This is a genomic window from Lachnoclostridium sp. An196, from assembly GCF_002160135.1.
Lineage (GTDB): Bacteria > Bacillota > Clostridia > Lachnospirales > Lachnospiraceae > Hominiventricola > Hominiventricola avistercoris.
On record NZ_NFJZ01000008.1, the window covers coordinates 103535 to 127738 of the forward strand.

The window sequence follows — 24204 nt, forward strand, 5'->3', positions numbered from 1 at the left end:
ACCCTGCTGTTACTCTGCCATCAGCTCTTCCAGTGACGTCTGCGCATCATTCAGTCCCTCTTCCACAGTCTTGGCGCCATTGATGATGTTGTCCATCTCTGATCCCAGAATGGTGTAGAATTCGGTCCACTGGGAAATAACCGGACGGTATATTCCGCTTTCCAGCGCCTGGCATACCACCTCATACTGCGGATACTCTGCAAGCACCTCTTCGTCCTGAAGACTGGAGTAGCGGCAGGGAACTCCGCCGGATGCCACGGTACCGCGCTGTACTTCCGGATCCATCAGATAAGTAAGCAGTTCTACCGCAAGTTCTTTGTTCTGGCTGTTAGATGGAACACCCAGGCACCAGATTCCATATACATTCGCATTGTATGCCTCCGAAGCGTCGGTTGCTTTTCCACTGAGCGCAATATAATCTGCCGCAGAATCTGCCGTAGGCGTATACCAGCCCGGCCATGCGATTCCCATAGTCGCCGCTCCGGAGTCTACAGACGCTACCAGGTCATCTTTTACCTGCGCTTCACCGGTAGCGATCAGTTCCATGTAATAATTCATAGCGTTAACAAACGCCTCGCTGTTTACTGTCGGCTGGTTATTTTCATCTACCACCCATCCGCCATAGGAAAGAAGAATCGGGAGAAAATCTACAACCAGGTTATTCTGGCTGTCTCCGCGGTAGATGAAACCTTTCTTGCCATTGGCCTGCGCCTGCTGGCAGATATCCAGTACGGCATCCAGAGAATCCACTGTGTCTACCGTATAACCGGCCTCCTCTACATTTGCTTTGTTCATCATCAGCACCGTCACGTTTCCGTAATACGGAGCCAGATATACATTGTCATCCACATAACAGATTGAAGTTGTCGCCTCGATGATATCGTCATCCAGCTCATAACCAAGCTCGGACAGATTCGCCAGCACGTCGGCATCCGTAAATTCCGCCATCCAGGATCCGTCTACCATGCAAAGGTCATATGCGCCCTGTGCGCTTGTGGCGTTCAGCGCTACGGAAGTATGCAGGTCTTCCTCGGAAAGTTCCTGTACGTCGATAGTTACATTATGTTCTTCTTCAAATGCCGGCAGGCATTCTTTAATTACATCTGCATATACACCGCCGCGCAGCGCGATCGACATCTGCGTCGCTCCGCCCTCTGCGGAAGTCTCTGCACTTTCATTGCTGTTTCCGGAATTGCTTCCGCCGCACGCTGTCAGCGAGCATACGGTCACTCCTGCCAAAATCAGTGCCAATAATCTTCTTTTCATTATTATTATCCTCCTAAACATTTAAGATATCTTTTCTGTCTGCAGCCCGTCAGCCTTTGACCGCTCCGCTGGAAAGACCGGAGATCAGATAGTTCTGGGCAAAAATTACAAACAACGTGATCGGGATCACAGAAATCACTCCGCCTGCCGCTACCAGTCCGAAGTTCGTCAGGCTGTCCTCTGTATTCAGCAGCGCCAACGCCAGAGGTACGGTGTTATTCATGGAGCTTCTTGTAAAAATAACGGTATAAGTATATTCATTCCATGCATACATGAAGGAAAGCATTGCAACGGCTGCGATACCGGGTGCGACCAACGGAAGCACAATCTTATAGAACAGCTGCCACTCTGTCGCTCCATCCACCTTTGCGCTCTCTTCCACTTCATCCGGAAGATCCTGGAAAAAACTAAGCAGGAACCAGATAATAAGCGGCACATTGATCAGAACGCATGCCAGCAGCACCGGTATTTTCGTGTTTATCAGGCCAATCTGATTAAACATAATATACAGCGGAATCACAAACGCCACCGGCGGCAGTACGCGTATCAGCAAAACCCAGTAGGTCATGGGTTGTTTCATCCCGAACCGAAAACGTTTTCTGGCGATCACATATGCCGCACAGATCCCTACCAGCAGGGAAATAACCAGCGATCCGAAAGTCGTCTGTGCACTGTTGAGAATTGCCTGTCCAAATCCTTCATTCTGAAACAGGTCAACAAAATACTCAAAGGTCAGCGACCGGGGAAATAAAGAGATGCTGCCTTCCATCTCGCTTGTCGGACGAATCGCCATAGCGATTAACCAGTAAATCGGAAACAGGGATATAAACAGAAGCACCGCACATCCGATCCCTTTTCCAATGGTACCGGCTTTCACATCTTTTTTCATTCTTCTTTAACTCCTCCTTTCAATCGTGCTGTGCTCACCGCGTTTTAATCTAACATATCTGAAAACCATTTCACTATCACACTTCTGTAAATTTTTGTAAAAATACAGTAAAATTTACATTATTAAAAATCACATATATTAAAAACATAAAAACAATCATAAATAATGGTAAAAAATAGGAACTGCTGTTCGGCATGTCAGCCTGCAGCAGCTCCTATTCGTTATTAAAGGTTTTCTTTCATACCGGACATTCCCAGCAGCGGTTCACTGACATGTATCCGGAAAAACTGGATCACCGGACCATTAAAACATGCATTACAGATCGTTCCAAGTCCGACGATTGTCCATAAGGAATTCCCCGACAACAGGCAGAATATAATTCCCACAATGACTACTGTAACGTCGCTGCAGACCCTGGCGTACTGAAACGGAATCTTTCCATGCGTCATTTTTTCCAGCATAACCGCGACACTGTCATAAGGTGACATTCCCATTTCGGCCACCATATAAAATGCTACTCCCAGACCGGCAAACAGACACCCAAAAATCAAAGCGCCAATCCTCAGCACAAGAGACATTTCTATACGGGCCAGATCCTGCGCCAGCCAGCAAAACAAATCCGCCCCATATCCTACACATACCATATTTACAATCGTCCCGGCTCCTATGTATTCTCTTCCCTGGAAAAAAAGAACGATCAAAATAGCCGCATTCATTATCAACTGCCAGGTTCCGAACTGCATATTCAGATAACCACTGATTCCCAAATTCATACAGGTAAACGCATCTACGCCAAATCCGCTCAGTCTATAAAGCCCTACGCTCAAACTAATAAATGCAATCCCGGCCAGCATCATGATCATCCGCCTGACAAACATCTTATCCGACTTCTTCATTAGAAAACTCCTCCCTCTTCAGTCTGACAAATCTCTGAAAGCCGTACATAATTAAATACTGCATATATTGTCAGCAGCATTTCAAATTATAATTTGCATTTTAATCTACATCTATCTTTTTCTTGTAAAGCATCTTAAAAAACTGTTATTGTTTGTAAAATGCTTCTTAATTCTTTTTAAAATTCCATTTACTGCAGTCATAAAAACAGCTCCATTCTATTTCATATTCTGCTTGAACCTGACGGACAATACACGCATTACTGGCGGTTTTCACCCCTTGCTTTTTCACCTGGATACCCCGCAGCGGCATCTGTCCATAACATGCCATAAAATTATGCATCAGCAGTAAAATGATAAATGCACTTTAAGCGTTTATTATAAAAGCTCTTTAAAGAGTTATACAAAGAGTGGAGAAACAACAAAAACCCCCGCTGCAGGAAATCTCCTGCACGGGGATTTTTTAGACATACCATTTACTATGGTACATAATTTATGACTATCCATGTACAATGTATTTAAACAGCTCTTCATGAAACACATTTATATATTCCATATCTGCCGTCCTGTTCCGAAAAGCCGGATATAAAAATCCGCCCTCCGGTTTCCCGGGTTCATATTCGCCCACCAGCGGACTGACCGCGCATAAAAGATAGGTATATACCTCTTCCGATCCCTCCTGCCACTCCTGGTCGCTGCCTTTTACCGGTACGTCGTACTGCCCGAAAAAAAGAAAACAGGCAAAAGAATGGCCCGGATGGAACTGTTCACCGATCAATTCATACAGGACATCAAGCAGGGCATCGTTCTTCAGCCCGGACTCCCGGATACCATCCAGCATCTGCCAGATACTTCCCGGTTTTCTTTTCTCCGCAGATATTTTAAATTCCTTCAGCTGTTCATTCGTTTTGGACAACAGAATCGTCTTTGCCAGATTCAGGTTTTTTGCGCGTTCAGCCTGGGAGAGCTTCAGAAAATGCGTATTAAACGTTCCATCCACATAGCCTTCTTCATCAAAATACGCGCCTGCGATTCTTTGCACGGAAGACCGGGCCGGGGTCATTCTTCTGGTCAGTTCCAGCATTTCTTCCCGTTTAATCATCTGTTTTCTATTCCTCTCCTGTACTCTTTGGCTTTTGATTTCTGCATAATTTTTCCAGTTCCTTTTTCAAATATTCATATCTCAGACGTTTTTCTTCTTTTGCAAAATGTACCTCCCGAAACTGCTCCGGATTGCCTTCATAAACCAGTTTTTCATCTCCGAACTGCTCGCTGGTCAGATCAAACCTGCAGTCTCCTACCACATTATAACAATGATAGTTTCCTCCCGGACGCAAAACACCGTACACCTGTCCTCCAAAAATATCCTGCGCCAGAAACGCCGTAATGGAACACTGCCCCAGCGTCTTGTTTTCCGGCGTCCAGTTCTGCCGCATTCTGGGCGCACAGGTTTCCGCGCACCAGATCTGTGACAGCGCATCATATAAATCAAGCGGCGTATGTATCCCTTCATATCGATCCGTAACCGCCGGAATGTTCGCCTGCTCCCAGCCCCAGAAATTGTATTTCATAATGTAACTCCTTTCACCTCATTAAAAGATTTCTAATCGCTTTGCGCTTCCGTTTTTAACCGTACTCTTTTTCCATATTTCTATGTTATCTTCGTACATAAACCAATTCCACCATACCGTTATACGACCGCGTACCGGCCAGTCTTAATTTTCTTTCACTTCTCCCATTTTCAAACAGCCGGATTCCCGCTCCCAGCAGTGTTGGGATAACGGTTATGTGATAGCAGTCGATCAGATCTTCTTCCATCAGCTGTTGAACAATGTTTGCTCCTCCGCAGATCCAGATGTCTTTTCCCGGCTTTTCCCTTAATTGTTTTATCAGATCTGCGGGCGCCAGATCTGTAACATGAACATTTTCCATCTGAGCATGCTCACGATGTGAAATCACATAAGTTGTAAAATCACTGTATATCCATCTATCCGGAGAAAGTTCATTGATAATCTGCTCATAAGTTTTACATCCCATCAGAATGGTATCAATACCTTTTACAAACTCAGAATAAGTGTCCAGATTTTCATCATCGTCGCCCTGTCCATTCAGCCAATCGACACCGCCTTTTTCATCTGCAATATATCCATCAAGACTCATGGCTATAAATAAAATCACTTTTCTCATATATTTTCCTCATCCGGTCCGGCCTGGTCCGGAGACTGGAACTCCTTTTCTTCTTTTCATAAGGATTATATTCACCATACCCCAGACCGCCAGATACAGCACCGAAACTATAGAAATCAAAACAAATCTTTTTCTCTGTCCTGCCACATAAGTTTCCGCCGTTTCATCCTCTTCTACCGTAATATAGGTGCCCTCATCCGGAGCAGAAAGTACCCTCCGCTCTATTGGCTCGCCTTCTTCCACAATCTTCTGAGCAATCGTGTCAACAGAACCAGCCTCATAATCGTATTCATATCCCGAACCATCCGATGCCTGATAAGAAACTACATAGACAGTTTTTACAGGGTGATTTCTCCTCATTTTCCCTGAAGCGTTATTTTCCTCCTGTACAGGAAATACTTCCACAGGTACAAAGGTATAAACCCCCTGATCCTCGTATGCAGAGATGGAACGGATTTCCGTCATATTTCTGACGCTGAAAAACAGAGAAAGAGCTGCTAAGATTACAAACATCAGCAACAAGATATTCACATATAATCTAATCTTTTCTTTCATTTGTCTACCTCGCATAATCTGACTTTCTCATACGAAAATGTATGGTTGAGCAGTATTCTTATCTAACTAGATTATAATATCAAATGAGAATTTTGGAAACATGTGACCATCATGAATAATATACTCAAAAAATGAAATTTTAAATTCCGCACGCCCAACAAAAATCATAATTTAGTATAGCCAGAAATATCATTAACGCCCCGTAAAATTCTGGCTATACTAAAACTATAATATTGAAAAGAGAACACTAAAAGACATAGAAAGACACTATGGAAATCTGGTAGGATTACAATAGCAACAAAGAAAAAGACAGAAGCCTTCGCAGAACAAACTGCGGGGGCTTTCTTTCTGTCCGGAAAGAGGCGGCAGCTATGCCTTATAAGCCGAAGCGCCCCTGTTCTTATCCCAGTTTCCCCTGGCTGGTATCGGGCCGATATTGCGAGGAACATCAGAAGATCATTACGGTGCACTACAATAAGCATGAGCGCGATCCGGCCAGCAAGCGACAGTATGGGCGGGCATAATGGAAGATCCGCGACCGGTATCTAGCAGAGCATCCATTATGCGAGAAATTCCGTGAAGGCGGACGGTGGGGATAAAAATACTGCCACCCGGTAAGAGCGGCAGTATCTATTACTTTTTCAAAAATTCAGTCGGCGTGATCGCCGGAACGGAGGAACCGGCAAAGTCCTTGATATTCCTTGTGAGGATATAGCTTGCGCCGTTTCGTTCCGCTACGGCATCAACAACCGCGTTTTCAAAGTCCGGCATGGAGCACATGAGTGCGGTATGAATATCTACGCCCTGTACGTCCGCAAAGGTGACGATCTGGGAAAGCTGTTCGATCCGCTCTTTTGCTTTTTGCGCGGACTGGAACGCCTTGCGGAGCATATAGAAAATATCCGTGGCAGCGGATGCAGAGATCAGACATTCCGCATCCGCTTCAATGGCCTTGCGGAGCGCCTGGTAGGAATCGGCGAAGAATGGTTCCCGTTTCTGGACAATATCCAGAATGACATTGGTATCAATCAGTATTCTCATTGTCTGGACAGCCGCTCCTCTCGTATGGTATTTTCATCCATTGCCGTCTCCTGCGGGACGATTCCTACGAGGTCGTCCAGAAGCGCCAACTTATTGACGGCGGGGCTTGTGAGGCGGGCAATGCTTTTTCCGTTCTTGGTAATAAAAATATCCTGGGACGTTGCCATTTCCAGATATTTTCCGAGATTGGTTTTAAATTCCGTTGCAGTAACGATCATACGAATCCCTCCTTTGTTCGGGATATGCTTTGTATATTGTTATTATACACAAATCGATCGAAAATATCATCATAAAATCGTACGATACAAAATGTTCTATATGGGTAGGGGTATTTAAATCTCTAAAATCGAGCGATGTGTATCGGGCGCGTAGTATCGCGTGAAAAATCGCGCTTTCAAGTGGGGTATATAACCCTGAATTTCAAAAAGGGAGATGGCGGCTCAGCAGAAAAACGGACGGAAAATGCTGGCAGTAATTTCATTTGCATCTGCTCCTTTCCTGGAAAAATAAAAGCAGCCATACACCGAAATGTACGACTGCTATGTAACAGAGGTATCTGCCTCATTGATAAGCCATCTCCGTCATTTTCGCTTCGAATGACGGAGATAGCTGTATTATTATTCCTGTAACAGCCACTCTGCGATATCGTGAATTTCAATACCTTCATAGCTGTACTTTGGATGTCTGGTTCGTGCGATAATCATTTTCGGATACGCATCTCGAATTTACAACAACAGAGAATATTCTCTTTCAATCTCTTTTTGATACAGCTTTCCAACATAAGCATCGTAACCACGGCGCAGAAGCTCAATGCAGACCATATTTTTATAAACTCTGCCGTTCAAAATCATCCGCATTGGCAACATGATTCGTATTTCCAGGCAGTCCTTTGAGGATTGGCTGGAGATGGAGGAACCAGAAGAAATAGAGGCAGAGACAGAAGAAGAAATAGAATAAGTTTGGTACAGCCGCAGGCGAAATACCTGCGGCTGTTTGCATTTCAGGACTATTTTTCATTCATTTTCTGCCTGGCACGAAAGGGCGGATGGCATATCAGTTCCATTCCTCCTGCAGCAGAAAGTCCCGGATATTGCGGTGCTTGATCCCGTTGCGGCTCATGTCAAACTCATCCAGGGTAATAACGTACTTGGGAAAGTTGTCACGGACACGGTCATAGACGCCAAATTCCCGCTCTATTGTATCTTCTGAGGCAAGCAGGTAAGCAACCTGGAGATATAGCTTGTTCCCCTGATCCTCACATACGAAATCTATCTCCTTATCTCCTATCTTGCCAACGGTAACAGCATAGCCCCGGCGCAGAAGTTCCATGTAAACGATGTTTTCCAGGACCAGATTGATATCCTTCATATTGCCTCCGAACACGGCTTCCCGGATACCATGATCGGCCACATAATATTTTTCATTTACGGTGAGTATCTTCTTGCCCTGTAGATCCTGCCGCTTCACCTGGTAGAACAGAAAGGCATCGGTGCAGGCCTTGATGTAACTCAACACTGTCTCCGGCAATACGGACCGTCCCTCGCTTTTCAGATACTTGGAAATGGCGGTGGAGAAAAAAGTCGTGCCGATATTGGAGGTCACATAGGCAATGATCCGTTCCAGCATGTCCACATCCCGGATGTTGTTTCGCTTGACGATATCTTTGAGTTCCACGGAGCCCCACAGGTCCCGCAAATACTGGCGGCTTGCCGTTTCGTCATAGCGGAGGTTGGACAGATAGGGCATACCGCCCGCAGTCAGATACTTGCTGAAGCACTGGCGGTTATCTGTATTCGGGTAGACAGTGCGGTACAGCTCGATAAATTCCGCAAAGGAGAAAGGATAGACCACAAATTCCACATACCGTCCGGCCAGATAAGTTGCCAGTTCGCCGGAAAGCAGCTTAGCATTGGAACCGGTGATGTAAATATCGCAGTCCAATTCTACTCGGAAGGAGTTGATACATTTTTCCCAGGCGTCCACCTCCTGTATCTCATCAAAGAAAAGATAAACTTTGCCTTTGATTTCCGAAGCCTGACGAATGATCTCATCGTGAAGCGCCACGGCGTTGCAGAGATGGGCATTGCTCATATTCTCAAAGTCAATGGAAATAAACTGGCTGCTGTCCACACCGGAGCCGCACAGCTCCTCTTTGATCAGGTCCAGCATAACCGACTTTCCGCTCCGGCGAATACCAGTCAGAACCTTTATCAGGTCATTTCCGATAAAAGGACGGATACGGCTCATATAAGTTTCCCGTTTAATCATAATGATCGGCCTCCTTTCTGGGATTATTTTTATAATATCACGGATATACTGGATTTTAATCAACAGGAATCTTTTTTAACGGTTATAACCGATAAAACTTATATTTTGACATGGATTGACAGGTAAAATAAAAAAGGGAACGCAATGAAACGGAAATGAGGATAGCGTATCAAATTGAAAGCACAAATAAAATTCGGGACATCGGCTGCTTTCTTTTGCCGTCCAATTTTCATCACATGAATTGTGGCAAAAGTTTTGTCAAACAAAAATAATAATTTGGTTTGGACGAAAATTCTGAATGAAATTGACTATACTATAACCGAAGAGAGAGATTGCCATTGATCCATTCATCCTGATTCACCCTGACACTGCTGATATTACATATCTCAAATAAATAACAAATTCGCAAAAAGTTAATCGGCAGAACTGACAAAACATTTCCAATGGCAAGCGCCTTATGATATAATAAAATATAAAGTTATGGCTATAAAGGAGGCACCGCTATGGGCAGAGTCCTTGGACAGCCACCAACTGTTCTTAGAAATAAAAAATCCATTTTAGCTGTCGAAGAAACCACATCAGCTGGTAGATGTGGCTCCTCTCTTGCGGACTTTTTATGTCCTGCGTTCGTCTGCCCTTGTGGCAGTGCGGCGCAGGGCATTTTTTATTACAAAACAGGAGGCGCAAAAGATGAAGCTAAACTATAATTGCCCTGGCTGTGGGACACCTTTGGGCTATGAGGGCTTGTGCTGGAAATGTGAGTGCGAGCAGGAGCGAAATGCTGCGCTGGCCTGGACGCCGGAACAAATCGCAGAGAAGCAAAGAAACCTGATCCAGAACATCCAGCGGCTGGCGGATATGGAGGACCCGGAGCTCACCAACTTCTGGCAGCTGCTTGGCTACCATGATGCCATTACCCCGGAGATCCAGCGGGCGGCACTGGTCGCAGAGGTGTTCTGGCCCTGTGAACTCTACTACCACGCGCCAGAGGATGTGCGGGACGCTTTAGTTGCTGCCCTGCTAAAAACAGAATACTCTCGAAATGCCGCCAACCTGATGAGTTGCCTTTCTATGCAGGGAGATGACAAGGCAATGAAGACTCTGCTGGAGCTGGAGCGAAATCCCCGGCCCTGGCGCAAGGGCCTCTATGTAGACCCATCCAGCTATGCGCAGATCGGAGGCTGGACCTTCGACAAGGAGGGTCAGAAAATCCAACTCAACTTCGGCACCTGTTATCCTATGGTCAAGGGAACCACTGGCGAGAAATCTCCTGTTCGCATTGGCCGGGCACGGGAGGACACCTGCCCTCACTGCGGCGGGCGTATGGTGGATATGTTGGTGATGGATGGCCGGGATGAGCGGCTGAAATTTCTGGGGTTGGATGGTATCCTGACTGCCACCTGCTGCCCCAACTGTGTGGGATTTTTGAAAGGTCCAGCCTTTAACAGTTTTACCCTGGATGGCGGCGTGGAGGTCTTTCCCTCCGAGCTCTTTGACGGGGCGAAGAAGACGGATTGCTATGTCAGCCCCGAGGACTACAAGGCGCTCACGGAAAATTCCTTTGTGCTGGGCGAAGCGCCAGTGCCCCTGTTTTACGGTGCGGCCTGCCAGGATGTGAACACCATCGGCGGCTTTGCCAACTGGGTACAGGACGCGGAATATACGACCTGCCCACACTGTGGGAAGCCCATGAAGTATCTGGCTCAGATCCAGTGGGATACGGTGTTTGACTGTGCGGAGGGGACGCTCTATGTGGAGTTCTGCCCGGACTGCCAGATCGTATCCATGCAGCATCAGCAGACCTGAAAATCGTCTGAACTGTGCTTACGGGAGGACACCATGAAAAAAAGAAAAATCAAAGACTTTGTTGTCCTTTACGCATCAGAAGATGAGGAAAAGCTGGTACTGATCCAGAGCGGTATCAGCGCGGACAAAACCTTTCTGGATACCTTTTGGACAGCCCATACCTATGCCCTTGCCATGGCGGACGCCTGGACCGGACAGGTGATCTCCGGCCGCTGCTATCTGAGCTGGCCGCTGACGGATAATGAACGAGAAAACGGAGACTATTCCAAGCTGTTTTCCAAGGGCCAGATCTACCGAATCAAAGCTCGTGCCTGGAAAGGCGACGCCCTCAGTGAACCCCAGTGGTATGTCACGGAAGTGTTGGAGGAAGGTGTGTCCTGTCCGGCGCTGGAGGAGATCTGGGCGGAATACACAAAGCCCATTCTTCTGAAAGACGAAGTACTGGGAACCCTCACGCTGGATCGTGAGATGAGCACATTCGATGGGACCTGTAAGTGGATGGGAAAAGAAGTCCAGATCTCGTTGGATGTGGAGATTGAAAAGAAAGCGTCCTGGACCCGCGTGGCCAATGTGATGAAGAAACTGCTGGCAGATCAGGAAGTCTGGGATAAGTCTCTGCGAACTATGGCTGCCCAGAAGCTCACGGCTCAGGCCAACGAGTGGCTGGCGGACGATGACCAGACCGACCGGGATCCGGAGAAAGACCCCATCACCGAGGATGAGTTCGCCCGGCGCATCCTGCTCACCGAGTTTACAGTATCTCCTGGCGGACGATTTACCGCCTGGTATGAGGACGACGATATGTTCTGGGGCCATGTGATCACTGTGGATGGGACACTGAAAAAAGGCCCCGTTGACGCTGATATACAAGGATAAGGTGAGGAGGAACCCTAAATGAACGGCGAACAAATCACAGCTTTTCTGCAGGAGCATTGGAATTGGGTGACCCTGATCATCGGTGCTGTCCTGCTGATTGGAGCCATCATGAACTGGAACTGGCTCTGTGACCCTACCGGCAAACCGGATTCCCACCGCTATGGCCGTGGCTCCCGGCGGGTGATCTTCTTCCTGCTGGGAATCGTGCTGATCGTCACTAGCATCATGTCTTGGGTAATGTAAGGAGGACGAAACGATGAGTGAAAAATATCCTACCTGGCTCATCGGCCATGTAAAAGAGTGGACAGAGAAGCGCATGCCTACCGTGACACTCTGTTCCACCACCGGCAATGAACTGCTGGAGGTTTGGTATTATGGAGACCTGCTCACGGTGAAGGGAGAGTCTCAGCCCTACATGGTAGATGATAATGATGCTCCTGGATTGGTGGTTGCCCGTGACCCGGAGACCGGCGAGGAGTTCGTCATCTTCGACGGTGGACGGCACGGATATGACAATATGTTCTGCGATGAACACGATTCGGAAGCTCTCGAACACCGCCCTCTCAAACAGTATCCTATTCCCGCCTCCAAGCTGGTGCTGAAGCTGGGCTACGACATCGACTATGAAGACGAAAAAGACATGTATGAGATGGATGAATGCGGTAACGTGAAGCTGATTAACGGCGAGTGGATACCCTGGGAGCAGATCAAGCGGGATGGCCTTGACTGGATTTCCCTTTACTATGTGAACGAAAAAGGAAAAAAGGTTCAGATTTTGGACGAAGAGCTGGCATAAATACTGCCATTCTGTCCTTTGACAAACCGAGGAGGTGTCTCATGACCCAAGAAGAACAGATTCGCCTCTATCGGCTGATGGAAAAGCTCAACTGGTTTTTCCACCAGGAGATGCACTACCTGGACCGGGAGACGGCGGAAAAGATCGCACGGGAGTGTTACCCAGAGATTCGGGATTTTACATACGACATTTTATGGAACGATCTGCCCAAAGAGGTGCAGGAGCAGCTCATGGACGAGGAGTAATCCCTGTGAGTACACTGATTTGCTCTTTTGATAGTCTGCACGACAACCGAGTCCTGCGCTGCTGCGCTGACTTTGAAGCCCATACCCTGCACATGGATACCCAGACCGAGGCCGGAGAGAAAGTATCAGTTCGCTTTACCGGCCTGCTGGCCCACTGGTTTGAGAACGTAATCCAGGATAACATCCTCTTTGGCATGGATGAGATCACCGTGGGCGGATTTTTTGAACAGTACAAAGACCTGCTGGGCGGAACCATCTCTTACGGTTTTCCTGCCTGTTGCAGTATCGAGGAACTGCGGGAGCGCATGGACCGGGAGCACATCCAGGTGTTTGTCATCGACTCCTCCCTTGGGCTGTGCGGATTTGTACTGGCTCAGGAGGTGGAAATAGCATGACACGGCAGGAGCAGAAGGCAGTCAAGGAATTAAGCGAGATGATTTCCAAAAACCTAAAAGTAATTGCTAGAGAGCATGGTTTCAAAGTGGTTTCAGACTGCGCCTATAAGGTCCTGGGTGATTTCTTATATGAAGTGTTTCTATCTGCGCCTCCTATCCGGCGTGGCACTGCCATAAGAGCAGTTGTTTCCACAAAGCCATGCGCCATTGACAATGTCTTTTGGGATGTATATGAAATGGGTGAGGTAGCCCGGAATAAACCATTTAGTTTCCATATCACAGCGGCACATTCCCCTTCCGCTCATATCATCGAGGAAATGGAACTACCTGTCCCCACAGTGGACGCAGCAACCATGGTCATGAATGAGGCCTTTCGTCGGTTGAACGAGGCCATTCAAGAACACCATAGCCGTTGCAGCACAGTCTCCGATTTCAAAGCGGAGATTCTCCATGATACTGCGCCGACCGCCAGATTGAATGTCGTACTGTGTGAAATCGCAGAAGGAAATTTCCATCAGGCAGTGCTCCTTGCAGAAAAGGAACTGGAGAATGGATCTTATGGCCTGTTTAATACAGTAACTGATGACGGAATAAAGAGCATATACGATTATGTGAAAGAGTTTTGTCAGAAAAAGTAAAGCTATAGGAATCACTTAAGCGAAAGGAGAAGCCACAATGTCCATAACCGCCTATAAAGTGGAAGCCGTCGGCCATGACCGGACCGGCAGGGACTTCGGTTATGTGAATATCATGTACCGTTATGGCGGCAAGCAGTCCTGCCCCCGGCCGGATCAATGCGAAAAGCTGGAGGTCATGTGGGCGGATGAGAGCGTCTATGGGCCGCCTGCTCCCGGCAGCAAGGTGGGCGATTTTATCCAGACCTGGCTGATGGGCTCTTGGAACTGCGGGGTATTTACCCACCGGGAGATTGCCCAGCGGCTCATGGATACCTTCACCGGCCTGAAGGTCAAGGAGCTGGCGTGGTTTGAGAACCCCAGGAAAAAGACGCTGAAAAACGGAAAGCCCCGTGTGCGCCGGGCCAAGTGGCTGCCGGAACAGGAGGTGGATCTGGTGTACCTCTACTCCGACCACTATCTTGACGCCAGAAATCCCACTCCCGCCGAAACCGACTTCTTCACCGTCACAAGGCTGGATGCCTGGGGTGAGAGCACTTGGTTCATGTGTACCCCACAGGCCGCCGAGAAACTGATCGCCATGGATTACGACAATCTGGCCGTCAAGGAAACCACCATTGTAGGATAGAGAAAGTAGGTGCATGATGTACCAAATTGCATATATTGGCCGCTGGGAGACCCTCCCGGAAACGGCTGCCGCCATCTGTGACCATGACACTCCCAAGCTGGAGGCGCTGCTCCAAGGCGGTCTGGATTTAGATGTTCCCATCCAGCTCAGCGAATACATCAAGATGATGCCATTGGAGATCGCGGTTTTTCGGAATGATGTGCCCATGATCCACTTCCTGCTGGAGCATGGGGCTGATCCCGATTTAGCCCAGGAACAGCCCCTGCTGCTCACCGCCGCCCGCTGCTGCGGGCCGGAGGTGGTGGCGCTCTTTGCTGGACAGGCCGCAAAACTCAGCCCGAAGCAGAAAGAGCGTGCCTTCCAGGAGGTGCGCTGGGGCAAACACCCGGAGAATATCCCCGTGCTGGAGCAAGCAGGGATTAGCGTCGCTAAATTCGGCGGCGAGGCATTCCGGGCCGCTGTGTCCGAGGGGAATACCAAACTTGCCCGACTGCTTCTGGAAAAAGGGGCGGACATCACCATTGTTGACAAATACGGCGACCGGCCTTACACCGTGGCAGTTCAGAACAAGAATCAGGAGATGGCCGACTACCTGAAGGCGCTGGAGCCGGAGGAATGGCACAACGAGCAGGAAAAGATCCGGCAGCTCATGCCCTACAAGCTGCCCGCCAAGCTGGTAGAATACTTGAAGACCGGCCCCCTGCGGCTGGAGTTCCCGGATCAGGAATGGGTGAAGTGGGCGGAGCTCTACTCCTTTATTGATGTGCAGGAGATGACCTGGAAACGGAAAAAGCTGCTCTCTCTGATGGTGCAAATGGACAATTACAGCGACTACCTGCTGCTGTGGAGCCCCAGGGACAAAAAGCTGTGGTATCTGGACATTGAGCATGAGGAATTCCACCCTCTGGCCAAATGGGATGACTTCATCGCAGATCCCGGCCGGTATCTGAACGGAATGATCGAGGGCGAGTTTGAGGAATGAGGAGAAGTCGATGAACGCATTACTTGAAAGCCTGACCAAATCTCTGACAGAACAGGGTTGGAAAGTCGAGATGCAGGAAAACAATCAAATTCCAGCAGAGATTGCTCAGCGTTATGATTCACTTCCGACAGATTATATATATTTTCTCCGAAACATGAAAGCGTGTGTCAACAGTGCAGAAACCGTGTGGATGCTTTGCCCGGATGACTTTGCTCCACAGGGAGAAAACGGATTTGACTGGAACGAGTTTGAAAAAATGAGTTTGGATGCCGCCGAAGGAGACAACAGCTGGACAGCGGAAATCAAATCATTCTGGAACGACCATCTGCCTATCTGCTTGTCACTGAAAGATGGATATTCCTACTATGCCCTCTGCCTGAAAGATGGAACCATTGTCACCGGAGAAGAACCGGAGTTTGAGGAAACAACGGAGGTTGCCTCTTCTTTTCGAGATTTTCTGCAAATGCTTTGCAATGGCGTGTTGGATTTGGAATAAGGAGCACAGTTATGACATCAATAGACTTTCTGAACAAGGTACATAAAAGCCTGGACTCCCAGGAATATAACCTCTCCTTTTCTCCGGCCAAGTCCAAGAATTATATGCTGTACTGCAATGGCAACTTTATCGGCGGCCTGTTTGATGAGGAGCTGTGCTTTGTCTATGCCGACAGTGTGAGCGACCTGCTGGGACACCCGGAGCCGGTCTATCGCGGCTACTCCAGCGCCGCCCAGCACCGGATGCTGGTGATCCCGGAGGAGCACTGGGCGCAGGCGCTGAAACTGCTCTATACCGAGAAATTCGACTGGAGCCGGTTGGTGTACGACATCACCTACACCAGCATTGGCGCGGCTGTGATGGAGGACTTCTACGACGAGAATGTGGTGTTCCTGCGGTTCTGCTTTGAAAAGGAGCTGCTGAAAAAGAACCCGCTGGACCGGCGGGACCGGATCATTCGGATGGTCTATCTCAACCAGGACCTGACAGAAGCGGGCAAAGTTCTGTTCCCCAGACTACTGCAAAAGTTCCTTGTTTTTACAGACCGCGGCGGGAAAACCAGTTTGGAAACCATGCTGAAACGGTGGTACACCGCGCTGGAGAAGGAGTACTGCAGCCAGATCACGGGATAAGGAGGCGCAGAGATGAAATTAAGTTGTAAACGCATTGATTTTGAATACACGCCCGGCGAGGAGATCTTCACCTTTCCCGAGGAATCAGGACTATCCTTTATTTTCGATGTAGAGGAAGAACTGACGGCTGATCCCGCCGCCATGGATGCGGTGGGGAAAATGCTGGATGAGGCGGAGAAACTGGCGGAAAAGGCCAAGGCCGCCATCCAAGCGGCGCTGGCGGATAAGGGTAACCCCTATCACGGCATCGTGACTTACTTCATGCAGTTCCACCGGGATGAGGTGCCCCCTGAGATTGCGGCGGAGCTCTTTCCGGGGAACGACCCGGCCAAGCTGTCCTTTGCCGAGATGGTGGACTTTCTGCGGCTCAAGCGGTTCGGCAGCCTGGTGGATAGCGAGATGAACCAGCAAGTTTTCATCCTGGATCTGTCCTTCAACCCGAAGATCACCGACGAGCTGATGGTGGTTTACTTTGATTTGAACCAGGAGATTTTCTGTATCACCCATGAGAGCTGAGGAGGCACCCCATGATCAAAGAACGCATCCCCATTTCCGGTGAACTAAAAAGCAAGGTCAAACAGCTGATGGAGTACGCCGGGTGGCACGAGGGGCGAAGCGTGGACATCTCCCTCGCGGAGCGGTATTACGCCGACCACGGCGTGCCCATGATGAAGGCCACCCAGCGGTTTTACCGGAAATATTTCGGTCTGTGCTGTCAGTGGTACCTGGCGCAGAAAAAGCTGAGTTGGGCGGCCGACTTTGAATTCGCGCTGTTTCCATACCTCATCAACGGAATCAAGAACCATTTGGAAGATGCCTATTTCCGGGATATGTCCGGCTGTGAGTTGGTGGAGATCGAGCGGGCGGCCGGCCAGAGGTGCCAGCCCATTGGACACATCGGCTACTACTACCCAGCGGAGGTCTGGATTTCCGAGCACGGGAAACTGTATGCGAAATATGAGTATCAGGATGAGATTGAGTGCTTTCCGGATGTGTTTGCCCTGATCGAGCGGGAGCTGGGGCAGTGTAAATTCGATTCCGCCGCCATGAAAACCGTGGAGGCACTGGACGGAAAGTCATAAGAAAGTAATTGCAACTGGAAATGGAGGAAAACGGCGATGGATTATTTGAAGAAACTGCGGGAAAACCCGGATCTGGCAAAGGAATTTGATGTTTTGTTTGACTTTTTCCTTCTGGATGAACTGACAGAGCGGGATGAGGCGGAAGGCCGATGCACCTTCTCCCTGCCCGGTATGGCCTTTGCCAGAGACGGCTCCGGCGGGGAATACCACCTGCTGGAGGACGGCTCCATCGGCTATTACAGCAGCGAGGGAGAGGCGGGCCGCTTGGCCGAGAGCATGGACGACCTCTTTTCCCTGATCGTGAGCTGCGTCTGCTGGCAGGATTACTGTGACGCGAAGCAATATGCGGATGCCAAAACACTGGAGGAATACGGGCAGAGGCAGCGTAATATCAACTTGGAAGATATTGATATGGACAGCTGGCGGCGGGTTGCTGATGCCCTCGGCATCCCTACCAATGCGCCTCTGGCCCCCGTTCTGGAGCGGTTCCGCAAAACGACGCAGCGACAGCCTCTGTATCAGTGTGTGTTCCATGAGGACGACGGCAGCCTGACCGAATCCTATGGCCTGATGTTTGAATGAGAAAGGAGCAATTCCTATGAAAACCTTTGACCCCAATTACAAACTGTTGGACGAAATGTATCAGGACGACTACTATCCTGATTTCCTGGTGGACAAGGTAAAAGACGAGCTTCAGAAGGTCATCGACCTGCTGGAGAGCGGTGAAACTGACACCGAAGTGGTGCAGGAAACGCTGGACGAGGCGGTCTGCGGCATCAATGATCTCCAGGAGGAGTTTGACGAGCACGACAGCGAGATCGAAACGGTGGCGCGGGACTGCATTGGCGTAACTGTGGACTACATTTTGAAGTGGTTTGGCATTCCCATTGATATGGAGGAGGCCATCCGAGAAAGGGACTGGTGAAGACAATGTCCATTAAAAAAATGTTTGGCGACCTGGATAAGATCGACATTCTGGCGGAAACCAAAACAGGGGAAGTGGTCATGGTTTTGGTCTGCAATGGCTTCATTGACGGCTCTCCGGAAACGCAGAAGGCCCTGCTGGATAAGATGGAGGGCTATCTGAACCACACCCAGAGCGAGGAATTTCAAAAGGAATATGGTGGCTGGCCTGTGATTTTGCGGGTGACCTTTGGCCGGGAGCCGGATGAGCGCATCCTGGCCCTGCTCAGCAAGTGCCCTGCTTGGGCGGCGGGCTATGGCGTAAAGCTGGAATTTGAAATTGGAGGAAAACAGGTCCGCATTGTAGAGAGCTGACCGATGCTTAAACCACACCAACAGGAGAAAACGAGTATGCCGACAACAGAATGGCTGAACAAATATGAATCCGTTAAGGACAAACTGGCCTGCAAAACGGACCTGGATGCGCATTTCACAGAGAAAGTGATTGGGAATATGGGTGTGGATGTGCTGGACATTGGGTCCGTCCATTTCCCCACCGGAACCATCTTTGCCTGCGATCCGCTGGTGGAGCTGGAGGATACACCGCCCTTTATTCAGACGATCCCCGCGGGGACTTATCCCGTGAAGATCTGTGTGGTGCCCAGTGAGAAATACGGCGACCGCTACGCCTGTGTCAAGGTGGAGGTCAGCGGGGAAAAGCCTGTCCGCTATGAGCTGGGCATGACCGGCAAAGAGGATCTGGACGAGGAACTGGGCGAGGACGAGTATTTTGGATTTGGCGTAGACGCCGGGATGGGCTGCGTTGCGGACATCCAGACTCAGGCGGCTTTTCAGACATACTGGGCCAAGCGGCTGGAGGAAGACCCGGACATCGACCCCTACAACGACCTGTTCTGCGATCTTCTGGAGGAAAACGCCAAAGCCAATCCCAAGTATCAGAGCAGCTACGGCGACTGGCTCAACTGGACGGTGCCGGACACAGACTGCAATCTGCCCATCTTCGCCTCCGGCTGGGGGGACGGCTACTATCCGGTCTACTTCGGCTACGACGCAAAGGGTGAAATCTGCGCCGTGTATGTGCGCTTCATCGACATTGAAGCCAGCTACAAGGAGCAGGCGTAAGGAGGTAAACAGCGATGGAATGGCCGAGACGGGCGCGGACAGCGGATTGGGAAAACGGTGTCCTGGCCTTAGATAGAGAGAAGCAATTGGAAATCCCGGAGCTGACCGCAGAGATCATGGAGCGGCTGGCCGGCTACGCCCTGGTGGGCTTTCATGTGAAGGGCTATCCGGTGACGGATGAACTGCTTGCCCCCTTCGCCGGACACAAAAGCATGGCCAACTTCGGCGTGGAGGACGGGGCTCTCACCGACGCCTGCTTCCCCATCTTTTCCGCCATGCCCAAGCTGCGCTATCTGCTGCTGGACGGCAACGCCGGAATTAACGGTAACGGTCTGTCCGCCCTGCGGGAGTGTAAAATAGACCTGCTGACCCTCAACCGCACCGGGCTGGATGACGCCGGACTGCTTCAGGCAGCCTCCATCCCCAGGCTCTCCCACATCCAGATCGACCATACCGCCGTTACCTATGAGGGCCTGCTGGCCATCGCTGGCAACAACCGCATCGAGCCGGTGGCCCATGTGCAGTTTTCCCAGGAGCAGATGGAACACTTCTCCCAGCTCCAGCGTGAAAAGGCCAAAAAGCCCATCCAGCTGGATGGGCAGGCTGCGGCGGAATGCCGCAGAGTGCTGTCCGCCTTCTTTGCCGAGATGACGGAATGGGAGCGGTATATGGAGCAGGCCGGATTTGAGGACGCTCAGGCTGTGCCCCGCCTGCTGGCGATCTGGGAAAAGTATGTGAGCGAAAAGCCCCGTCCGGGCTACCGGCCTCTGGGCCTCTCGTACAGCGCCCAGGGCACCTACAACGGGGAAGAATTCCTTGACGCGGAGCAGATCACCAAGAACAAGCTCTACATCTACACCAGGGAGAAAAACACCGGCTTTGACCGCCGCTTTCTCATGAAACGGGTGGGCGAAGGCTGGAGAATCGACGCGGTGCAGGAGCGGCTGGCCGGCTGGCAGCGCACGGGATTGTGAAGTTCATGAGAATCAGATTGGAGGTACAGGAAGATGGGTTCATGGGGTGTAAAAGCATTGGAAAGTGATAATGGCTTAGACCTAATTTCCCTTTTGAAAACAGATTATTTACCCAAACATAAGAAACTGACTTTAGGTGGATTGATCGGCTTTCTGAAAGAGGAAGGTTTTCTTGGAGAAACAGTGAGCGAAATTGACTTTCTCTATGATAATACCGCCATCGCTCTCGCAGAACTTTATTCTGAATGGCGGGAAACAGGAAAGCTAAACTACGATGATGAGGATTCTAATGTTTGGTCAGCAATAACGAATTTCTCAGCTTCAGCTACTGCTCGAAAAGACCTTCTTAGGCGATTGAGGAGTATTAAAAATCAAGTTCCTGATGAAGATGGCGAAAGAGAAATCGTAGAACTTTGGAAAGAAAGTAATAACTGGGAATCGTGGGATAAGCATTTGGATTCTTTGATAGAACTCTTGCAGCAGGAATAAAATTGTTGCTTTGTAGGTAAGTGCGTTGAATTGTGAGGCATCACATGGCATGGGAATATGAAACCTTTGGCCCAGACGGTCAATGCAAATTGTTCGGTGTGAACATCTTTAACTACGACTGGCAAACCACCGGCAAGCGAGTAAAAGTCCAAGACCCGATCTATCACCAAGACCATACCTTCGAGGTCTGGCAGGTGGAGATTGACGGGCAGATCCACCGCTTTGCCGCCGGGGAGTTCTCCAACTGTGTATGGGGATTCTATCTGGAAAAGAACGGATGAGAGGAGCGTAGCGCCATGAAAGCCACCGCCGGAGAGGTCTATACGGTCTACAACCAATATCTGAAACGCTACACCGCCTGCCAGGTGGCCTATATCGCGCCGCCGGACTCGGTGAGCAAGGAGCCCTGGGCGGTGGTCCTCTCCCTGGACTGGACAGGCGACGCCCCTCTGACTGCGGAGGAACTGCCCCATCTCCGCCCGCTCTACAAGGACTTCATGTACTGGCCCCGGGAGCTCCACCTGCTGCGGGTGCCGGTGGAAGTCCCGCCCCAGTACACGCTTGTGGGCACACTGCCCCCCTTCACCGATGAGCCCTGCCGCTCCTACGGCGGCTGGAACGACGGCTATGATGTGTATCTCCAGATCCGGTGGCAGGCCATCCCGGAGGAGCGGCGGCGGGCCTTCAAGGAGGCCATGGAGAGTGACGAGCAAACGGAAATCGGCGGTATCCCGGTGAAGGTCAGCAGCCATCGTGTGACGGACCAGTACGAACCATTCGATTCGGCGCTGGAACTAAAGGCGCTACCTTGCCTCTCCACCCTTATCTGCGAGCGGTGGCACCCGGATCTGCTGGAGTTTTTGCGGGAAAACCCCTTTGTTGATGAAGTGACTTTGCTCAGCCACGGTCAGAGGACACTTGATCTGCGGGGCACCAGCATCAGAAAGCTGATGCTGGACATGACTGGGCTGGAGGAACTGTGGCTGTGTGAGGGAACGGAGCTGCTCCTGTTCCAGAACAAGGGGGCGGACGCCTGTGCCATCCATGCCCCCGAAGATGGCAGCGGTTTGACCCTCCAATTTATCGGGGAATACCGCCCGCACACGGAACTGCCGAACCTACGAGGGCTGCATGGCATCGAGCTGAAGGACTTTGATTTGACCGGACTGGCCGCTGTCCATCCCCACCTGAAGGAACTGAGGCTCTGGGGCGCGCCGGGAAACCTGGGGAACTTCTCCGCCGTGCGAGGGTTCCGGGAACTGACGAATCTCTCCACCTTTGACCTGTTCGGCTTCGGCGCAGCTGACATCCCCACCCCGGAGCAGATGCCGGAGCTTCGCTGGTTCTGGATGACCAGCCTGCCGGAGACGGCGGCAAAAGCGGCAAAGCAGCTCTGGAAAAGCAAGCCGGGAATGGATCTGCGGATCACCAAGCCCCGGAAACCGGAGTGGCTGGCGCAAAACCTGGACAATCCATTCCGAGGCTGGGACGGTGCGGAGCATATTCCCACCTCCGCTGCGAAAAAGGCAGCCAATCAATACCGCAAGACCCGTTCCCAGTTGATGAAGCTGGCCGCTGAACCGGGCGAGGACGCCCAGGCCCAGGCACTGGAGGCGGTGGCAGCCTACACTCAGACCTTCAACAAGATGGGCTTTATCGAAACCGAGGAGCGGGATGAAATTTACATGGCCCTGCGGGGTATTCTGGATGCCCTGCCGGGCGATATGCTCCAGAAAGATGCCCTAATTGAACACTTTGATCATGTGCGAGATTTTTGAAAGGGGCATCACATGAGTTACACGAAATTCAGCAAGGCAGTGACCAAGTGGCTGAAAGCCAATGGCCTGACCTGCTATGGAACAGCCTATGATAGCCCCGAAGAAACAAAAGCCCGGCTGGACGCATGGATGCGCGGGAGCAAAGAGATACTGCGCCAGTGGATCACAGATAAGCGTTACCGTGAACTGATCTCCTGCGCCCACGGAGGCTGGTATCAGGATGATGTAATTTTTGAGCCCTTGGCTGAACATTTTGTGGCGAACCACCTGTTTGATGAACTGCGGTTTCTCTGCGAACGCGGCATCCGTTTTTCTGCGGAAGATATGCTGGCCACCATTAAATCTGAGAAAGAGGAGCATGGGACGCTTGATATAGAAACAATTCGGTCTATCGATGTTCCAAGCTATGTGTCAGGTCGCAGTTATTCCCATTTGGGGGAAATCGCAAAATACAGGAAACGGACGCTGGATCAGATTATCCGCTATGCAGGCTATCTGGAGCAGATCCACGCACCTGCGGAGTATTTGGAACAGGTAAATGTCCTGCAGGAGAGCGTTTCGGATCTGACAATCAAAACAAAAGATTTGAAACCATTCCGATTTCGGCTGTGAATGTAATTACCTGAAAGGAGTGTGTGGGCGCATGAGCCGAATCGTTGATGAACCCTATTTCACCCACAGTGCCTACAGCGCCTTCACCACCGGCATCCAGGTAAAATGCCCCAAGTGCCATGGCGCGGGTGTGGTGACAGCGGACGATGATAACGCCTATTTCCGCTGCTTGAGCTGCGGCCATCAGGAGACACGCGACCGGACGATCTACCGCTATGATGTCCATAACCAGTGCAAAAACTGCGGCAGGTACTATCGGGTGGATATTGAAGATGAGGCAAGGCAGCATTTTCCCGTCCTCCATGTGGCCTGCCCCTATTGCGGAACAACCATGCCGGGCGAGGTACATAAGACGGCGGAGGCTTTCTCCTATGGTGCGGAGATTCAGGGCGGCAAGGACCCCTGGTTCGGCCTGGAACTGTGGTTTTTGACCTCATTCCAGGGTAAGCCGGTCTGGGCCCTCAACCGGGAGCACCTTGCCTATCTGATCGGCTATCTCAGTGCCGACCTGCGGGAAAAGCCATCGGGAAGCCAGAAAAAGACTCAGGCCGACCATCTCCCCACTTTCATGAAAACCGCAAAGAATCGGGAGCGGATCGTGAAGCTGCTGAAGAAGCTGCAAGAGAAATGAGG

35 protein-coding genes and 1 pseudogene are annotated in these 24204 nt (G+C 50.4%); 25 read left to right on the forward strand and 11 right to left on the reverse strand.

Features of this window, described 5'->3' with window-relative positions; genetic code table 11:
• Positions 1 to 9: 9 nt before the first annotated feature.
• From B5F29_RS10540 to B5F29_RS10570, 7 genes are all read right to left on the reverse strand, one after another.
• A complete protein-coding gene (locus B5F29_RS10540; RefSeq protein WP_087154597.1) occupies positions 10 to 1266 on the reverse strand; it encodes an extracellular solute-binding protein in 1257 nt (418 codons plus the stop codon).
• A 49-nt stretch (positions 1267 to 1315) separates the two neighbouring features.
• Positions 1316 to 2155: a carbohydrate ABC transporter permease gene (locus B5F29_RS10545; protein WP_087154598.1), complete on the reverse strand. Its 840-nt coding sequence runs from the start codon at positions 2153 to 2155 to the stop codon at positions 1316 to 1318.
• 224 nt (positions 2156 to 2379) lie between these two features.
• A complete protein-coding gene (locus B5F29_RS10550) occupies positions 2380 to 3051 on the reverse strand; it encodes a YczE/YyaS/YitT family protein (RefSeq protein WP_191398523.1) in 672 nt (223 codons plus the stop codon).
• A 496-nt stretch (positions 3052 to 3547) separates the two neighbouring features.
• The gene (locus B5F29_RS10555) at positions 3548 to 4150 is read right to left on the reverse strand and encodes a DUF4317 family protein (protein WP_087154599.1); all 603 of its coding nucleotides are present in this window, start codon (positions 4148 to 4150) and stop codon (positions 3548 to 3550) included.
• Positions 4151 to 4157: 7 nt separating this feature from the next.
• Positions 4158 to 4619 (reverse strand): YunG family protein, encoded by a 462-nt coding sequence (locus tag B5F29_RS10560; protein WP_087154600.1) that lies wholly within the window; start codon positions 4617 to 4619, stop codon positions 4158 to 4160.
• Positions 4620 to 4704: 85 nt separating this feature from the next.
• Entirely contained in the window at positions 4705 to 5235 is a 531-nt protein-coding gene (locus B5F29_RS10565; protein ID WP_087154601.1) for a dihydrofolate reductase family protein, read from the reverse strand.
• A gap of 9 nt (positions 5236 to 5244) precedes the next feature.
• Positions 5245 to 5790 (reverse strand): hypothetical protein, encoded by a 546-nt coding sequence (locus B5F29_RS10570; protein WP_087154602.1) that lies wholly within the window; start codon positions 5788 to 5790, stop codon positions 5245 to 5247.
• 371 nt (positions 5791 to 6161) lie between these two features.
• On the opposite strand from B5F29_RS10570, the gene B5F29_RS10575 reads away from it, so the two are divergent.
• Complete coding sequence (locus B5F29_RS10575) at positions 6162 to 6314, forward strand: hypothetical protein (protein WP_206414206.1); 153 nt, start codon at positions 6162 to 6164, stop codon at positions 6312 to 6314.
• A gap of 109 nt (positions 6315 to 6423) precedes the next feature.
• On the opposite strand, the gene B5F29_RS10580 is transcribed toward B5F29_RS10575, so the two are convergent.
• From B5F29_RS10580 to B5F29_RS10595, 4 genes and pseudogenes are all read right to left on the reverse strand, one after another.
• On the reverse strand, positions 6424 to 6831 hold the full coding sequence (locus tag B5F29_RS10580; RefSeq protein WP_087154603.1) for a PIN domain-containing protein: 408 nt from the start codon (positions 6829 to 6831) through the stop codon (positions 6424 to 6426).
• Positions 6828 to 7049, reverse strand: coding sequence for a type II toxin-antitoxin system Phd/YefM family antitoxin (locus B5F29_RS10585; RefSeq protein WP_087154604.1), 222 nt, complete (start codon positions 7047 to 7049; stop codon positions 6828 to 6830). The genes B5F29_RS10580 and B5F29_RS10585 overlap by 4 nt, the downstream gene beginning before the upstream one ends.
• Before the next feature lie 399 nt (positions 7050 to 7448).
• Positions 7449 to 7670: pseudogene (locus B5F29_RS10590) on the reverse strand (ATPase); the annotation flags it as partial.
• A 214-nt stretch (positions 7671 to 7884) separates the two neighbouring features.
• Positions 7885 to 9099 carry an ATP-binding protein gene (locus B5F29_RS10595; protein WP_087154605.1) on the reverse strand — a complete coding sequence of 405 codons (1215 nt, stop codon included), beginning with the start codon at positions 9097 to 9099 and terminating at the stop codon, positions 7885 to 7887.
• Between the two features lie 503 nt (positions 9100 to 9602).
• Here B5F29_RS10595 and B5F29_RS10600 point away from each other — a divergent pair.
• Genes B5F29_RS10600 through B5F29_RS10715 form a run of 24 tightly spaced genes read left to right on the forward strand, consistent with a single transcriptional unit; the run spans position 9603 to position 24202 of the window.
• Positions 9603 to 9806, forward strand: coding sequence for a hypothetical protein (locus tag B5F29_RS10600; RefSeq protein ID WP_087154606.1), 204 nt, complete (start codon positions 9603 to 9605; stop codon positions 9804 to 9806).
• Positions 9790 to 10905, forward strand: coding sequence for a hypothetical protein (locus B5F29_RS10605; protein WP_087154607.1), 1116 nt, complete (start codon positions 9790 to 9792; stop codon positions 10903 to 10905). Before B5F29_RS10600 ends, B5F29_RS10605 begins: the two co-directional genes overlap by 17 nt.
• A 33-nt stretch (positions 10906 to 10938) precedes the next feature.
• Positions 10939 to 11781 carry a DUF2262 domain-containing protein gene (locus B5F29_RS10610; RefSeq protein WP_087154608.1) on the forward strand — a complete coding sequence of 281 codons (843 nt, stop codon included), beginning with the start codon at positions 10939 to 10941 and terminating at the stop codon, positions 11779 to 11781.
• Between the two features lie 18 nt (positions 11782 to 11799).
• Positions 11800 to 12024, forward strand: a complete 225-nt coding sequence (locus B5F29_RS10615) for an Imm17 family immunity protein (RefSeq protein WP_087154609.1) — start codon at positions 11800 to 11802, stop codon at positions 12022 to 12024.
• A gap of 13 nt (positions 12025 to 12037) precedes the next feature.
• Entirely contained in the window at positions 12038 to 12577 is a 540-nt protein-coding gene (locus tag B5F29_RS10620; RefSeq protein WP_087154610.1) for a hypothetical protein, read from the forward strand.
• A gap of 41 nt (positions 12578 to 12618) precedes the next feature.
• A complete protein-coding gene (locus B5F29_RS10625) occupies positions 12619 to 12822 on the forward strand; it encodes a hypothetical protein (RefSeq protein ID WP_087154611.1) in 204 nt (67 codons plus the stop codon).
• Positions 12823 to 12827: 5 nt separating this feature from the next.
• Positions 12828 to 13217 carry a hypothetical protein gene (locus B5F29_RS10630; protein ID WP_087154612.1) on the forward strand — a complete coding sequence of 130 codons (390 nt, stop codon included), beginning with the start codon at positions 12828 to 12830 and terminating at the stop codon, positions 13215 to 13217.
• Entirely contained in the window at positions 13214 to 13855 is a 642-nt protein-coding gene (locus B5F29_RS10635) for a hypothetical protein (RefSeq protein WP_087154613.1), read from the forward strand. Before B5F29_RS10630 ends, B5F29_RS10635 begins: the two co-directional genes overlap by 4 nt.
• A 37-nt stretch (positions 13856 to 13892) precedes the next feature.
• Positions 13893 to 14480 (forward strand): hypothetical protein, encoded by a 588-nt coding sequence (locus B5F29_RS10640; protein WP_087154614.1) that lies wholly within the window; start codon positions 13893 to 13895, stop codon positions 14478 to 14480.
• Between the two features lie 16 nt (positions 14481 to 14496).
• Entirely contained in the window at positions 14497 to 15462 is a 966-nt protein-coding gene (locus B5F29_RS10645; RefSeq protein WP_087154680.1) for an ankyrin repeat domain-containing protein, read from the forward strand.
• 10 nt (positions 15463 to 15472) lie between these two features.
• Positions 15473 to 15958, forward strand: a complete 486-nt coding sequence (locus tag B5F29_RS10650; RefSeq protein WP_087154615.1) for an SMI1/KNR4 family protein — start codon at positions 15473 to 15475, stop codon at positions 15956 to 15958.
• Between the two features lie 11 nt (positions 15959 to 15969).
• Positions 15970 to 16590, forward strand: a complete 621-nt coding sequence (locus tag B5F29_RS10655) for a hypothetical protein (protein ID WP_087154616.1) — start codon at positions 15970 to 15972, stop codon at positions 16588 to 16590.
• Between the two features lie 12 nt (positions 16591 to 16602).
• Positions 16603 to 17106, forward strand: a complete 504-nt coding sequence (locus tag B5F29_RS10660) for a DUF2004 domain-containing protein (protein ID WP_087154617.1) — start codon at positions 16603 to 16605, stop codon at positions 17104 to 17106.
• A gap of 11 nt (positions 17107 to 17117) precedes the next feature.
• Positions 17118 to 17672, forward strand: coding sequence for an SUKH-3 domain-containing protein (locus B5F29_RS10665; protein ID WP_087154618.1), 555 nt, complete (start codon positions 17118 to 17120; stop codon positions 17670 to 17672).
• A 36-nt stretch (positions 17673 to 17708) separates the two neighbouring features.
• A complete protein-coding gene (locus B5F29_RS10670) occupies positions 17709 to 18254 on the forward strand; it encodes a hypothetical protein (protein ID WP_087154619.1) in 546 nt (181 codons plus the stop codon).
• Between the two features lie 16 nt (positions 18255 to 18270).
• The gene (locus B5F29_RS10675) at positions 18271 to 18597 is read left to right on the forward strand and encodes a DUF5713 family protein (RefSeq protein WP_087154620.1); all 327 of its coding nucleotides are present in this window, start codon (positions 18271 to 18273) and stop codon (positions 18595 to 18597) included.
• Positions 18598 to 18602: 5 nt separating this feature from the next.
• The gene (locus B5F29_RS10680) at positions 18603 to 18950 is read left to right on the forward strand and encodes a hypothetical protein (protein ID WP_087154621.1); all 348 of its coding nucleotides are present in this window, start codon (positions 18603 to 18605) and stop codon (positions 18948 to 18950) included.
• Positions 18951 to 18986: 36 nt separating this feature from the next.
• Positions 18987 to 19718 carry a DUF4241 domain-containing protein gene (locus B5F29_RS10685; protein ID WP_330397588.1) on the forward strand — a complete coding sequence of 244 codons (732 nt, stop codon included), beginning with the start codon at positions 18987 to 18989 and terminating at the stop codon, positions 19716 to 19718.
• A gap of 14 nt (positions 19719 to 19732) precedes the next feature.
• Positions 19733 to 20692, forward strand: coding sequence for an NTF2 fold immunity protein (locus tag B5F29_RS10690; RefSeq protein ID WP_087154623.1), 960 nt, complete (start codon positions 19733 to 19735; stop codon positions 20690 to 20692).
• A gap of 33 nt (positions 20693 to 20725) precedes the next feature.
• Positions 20726 to 21181 carry a DUF4259 domain-containing protein gene (locus tag B5F29_RS10695; protein ID WP_087154624.1) on the forward strand — a complete coding sequence of 152 codons (456 nt, stop codon included), beginning with the start codon at positions 20726 to 20728 and terminating at the stop codon, positions 21179 to 21181.
• Between the two features lie 44 nt (positions 21182 to 21225).
• Positions 21226 to 21462, forward strand: coding sequence for a hypothetical protein (locus tag B5F29_RS10700; RefSeq protein WP_071435111.1), 237 nt, complete (start codon positions 21226 to 21228; stop codon positions 21460 to 21462).
• A gap of 15 nt (positions 21463 to 21477) precedes the next feature.
• Entirely contained in the window at positions 21478 to 22959 is a 1482-nt protein-coding gene (locus B5F29_RS10705) for a hypothetical protein (protein WP_087154625.1), read from the forward strand.
• Between the two features lie 12 nt (positions 22960 to 22971).
• Positions 22972 to 23571, forward strand: coding sequence for a hypothetical protein (locus B5F29_RS10710; RefSeq protein ID WP_087154626.1), 600 nt, complete (start codon positions 22972 to 22974; stop codon positions 23569 to 23571).
• A gap of 31 nt (positions 23572 to 23602) precedes the next feature.
• Positions 23603 to 24202, forward strand: coding sequence for a hypothetical protein (locus B5F29_RS10715; protein ID WP_087154627.1), 600 nt, complete (start codon positions 23603 to 23605; stop codon positions 24200 to 24202).
• Positions 24203 to 24204 lie beyond the last annotated feature (2 nt).

Excerpts from the sequence above, each read along its gene's own strand:
- B5F29_RS10700 (WP_071435111.1), top strand. The coding sequence starts at position 21,226 with ATGGCATGGGAATATGAAACCTTTGGCCCAGACGGTCAATGCAAATTG.
- B5F29_RS10560 (WP_087154600.1), bottom strand. The coding sequence starts at position 4,619 with ATGAAATACAATTTCTGGGGCTGGGAGCAGGCGAACATTCCGGCGGTT.
- B5F29_RS10585 (WP_087154604.1), bottom strand. The coding sequence starts at position 7,049 with ATGATCGTTACTGCAACGGAATTTAAAACCAATCTCGGAAAATATCTG.
- B5F29_RS10605 (WP_087154607.1), top strand. The coding sequence starts at position 9,790 with ATGAAGCTAAACTATAATTGCCCTGGCTGTGGGACACCTTTGGGCTAT.
- B5F29_RS10685 (WP_330397588.1), top strand. The coding sequence starts at position 18,987 with ATGCCGACAACAGAATGGCTGAACAAATATGAATCCGTTAAGGACAAA.
- B5F29_RS10565 (WP_087154601.1), bottom strand. The coding sequence starts at position 5,235 with ATGAGAAAAGTGATTTTATTTATAGCCATGAGTCTTGATGGATATATT.
- B5F29_RS10600 (WP_087154606.1), top strand. The coding sequence starts at position 9,603 with ATGGGCAGAGTCCTTGGACAGCCACCAACTGTTCTTAGAAATAAAAAA.
- B5F29_RS10570 (WP_087154602.1), bottom strand. The coding sequence starts at position 5,790 with ATGAAAGAAAAGATTAGATTATATGTGAATATCTTGTTGCTGATGTTT.
- B5F29_RS10635 (WP_087154613.1), top strand. The coding sequence starts at position 13,214 with ATGACACGGCAGGAGCAGAAGGCAGTCAAGGAATTAAGCGAGATGATT.
- B5F29_RS10640 (WP_087154614.1), top strand. The coding sequence starts at position 13,893 with ATGTCCATAACCGCCTATAAAGTGGAAGCCGTCGGCCATGACCGGACC.
- B5F29_RS10690 (WP_087154623.1), top strand. The coding sequence starts at position 19,733 with ATGGAATGGCCGAGACGGGCGCGGACAGCGGATTGGGAAAACGGTGTC.
- B5F29_RS10540 (WP_087154597.1), bottom strand. The coding sequence starts at position 1,266 with ATGAAAAGAAGATTATTGGCACTGATTTTGGCAGGAGTGACCGTATGC.
- B5F29_RS10715 (WP_087154627.1), top strand. The coding sequence starts at position 23,603 with ATGAGCCGAATCGTTGATGAACCCTATTTCACCCACAGTGCCTACAGC.
- B5F29_RS10665 (WP_087154618.1), top strand. The coding sequence starts at position 17,118 with ATGATCAAAGAACGCATCCCCATTTCCGGTGAACTAAAAAGCAAGGTC.
- B5F29_RS10705 (WP_087154625.1), top strand. The coding sequence starts at position 21,478 with ATGAAAGCCACCGCCGGAGAGGTCTATACGGTCTACAACCAATATCTG.
- B5F29_RS10660 (WP_087154617.1), top strand. The coding sequence starts at position 16,603 with ATGAAATTAAGTTGTAAACGCATTGATTTTGAATACACGCCCGGCGAG.
- B5F29_RS10615 (WP_087154609.1), top strand. The coding sequence starts at position 11,800 with ATGAACGGCGAACAAATCACAGCTTTTCTGCAGGAGCATTGGAATTGG.
- B5F29_RS10580 (WP_087154603.1), bottom strand. The coding sequence starts at position 6,831 with ATGAGAATACTGATTGATACCAATGTCATTCTGGATATTGTCCAGAAA.
- B5F29_RS10650 (WP_087154615.1), top strand. The coding sequence starts at position 15,473 with ATGAACGCATTACTTGAAAGCCTGACCAAATCTCTGACAGAACAGGGT.
- B5F29_RS10575 (WP_206414206.1), top strand. The coding sequence starts at position 6,162 with ATGCCTTATAAGCCGAAGCGCCCCTGTTCTTATCCCAGTTTCCCCTGG.
- B5F29_RS10680 (WP_087154621.1), top strand. The coding sequence starts at position 18,603 with ATGTCCATTAAAAAAATGTTTGGCGACCTGGATAAGATCGACATTCTG.
- B5F29_RS10695 (WP_087154624.1), top strand. The coding sequence starts at position 20,726 with ATGGGTTCATGGGGTGTAAAAGCATTGGAAAGTGATAATGGCTTAGAC.
- B5F29_RS10675 (WP_087154620.1), top strand. The coding sequence starts at position 18,271 with ATGAAAACCTTTGACCCCAATTACAAACTGTTGGACGAAATGTATCAG.
- B5F29_RS10550 (WP_191398523.1), bottom strand. The coding sequence starts at position 3,051 with ATGAAGAAGTCGGATAAGATGTTTGTCAGGCGGATGATCATGATGCTG.
- B5F29_RS10610 (WP_087154608.1), top strand. The coding sequence starts at position 10,939 with ATGAAAAAAAGAAAAATCAAAGACTTTGTTGTCCTTTACGCATCAGAA.
- B5F29_RS10670 (WP_087154619.1), top strand. The coding sequence starts at position 17,709 with ATGGATTATTTGAAGAAACTGCGGGAAAACCCGGATCTGGCAAAGGAA.
- B5F29_RS10555 (WP_087154599.1), bottom strand. The coding sequence starts at position 4,150 with ATGATTAAACGGGAAGAAATGCTGGAACTGACCAGAAGAATGACCCCG.
- B5F29_RS10625 (WP_087154611.1), top strand. The coding sequence starts at position 12,619 with ATGACCCAAGAAGAACAGATTCGCCTCTATCGGCTGATGGAAAAGCTC.
- B5F29_RS10655 (WP_087154616.1), top strand. The coding sequence starts at position 15,970 with ATGACATCAATAGACTTTCTGAACAAGGTACATAAAAGCCTGGACTCC.
- B5F29_RS10595 (WP_087154605.1), bottom strand. The coding sequence starts at position 9,099 with ATGATTAAACGGGAAACTTATATGAGCCGTATCCGTCCTTTTATCGGA.
- B5F29_RS10545 (WP_087154598.1), bottom strand. The coding sequence starts at position 2,155 with ATGAAAAAAGATGTGAAAGCCGGTACCATTGGAAAAGGGATCGGATGT.
- B5F29_RS10710 (WP_087154626.1), top strand. The coding sequence starts at position 22,972 with ATGAGTTACACGAAATTCAGCAAGGCAGTGACCAAGTGGCTGAAAGCC.
- B5F29_RS10620 (WP_087154610.1), top strand. The coding sequence starts at position 12,038 with ATGAGTGAAAAATATCCTACCTGGCTCATCGGCCATGTAAAAGAGTGG.
- B5F29_RS10645 (WP_087154680.1), top strand. The coding sequence starts at position 14,497 with ATGTACCAAATTGCATATATTGGCCGCTGGGAGACCCTCCCGGAAACG.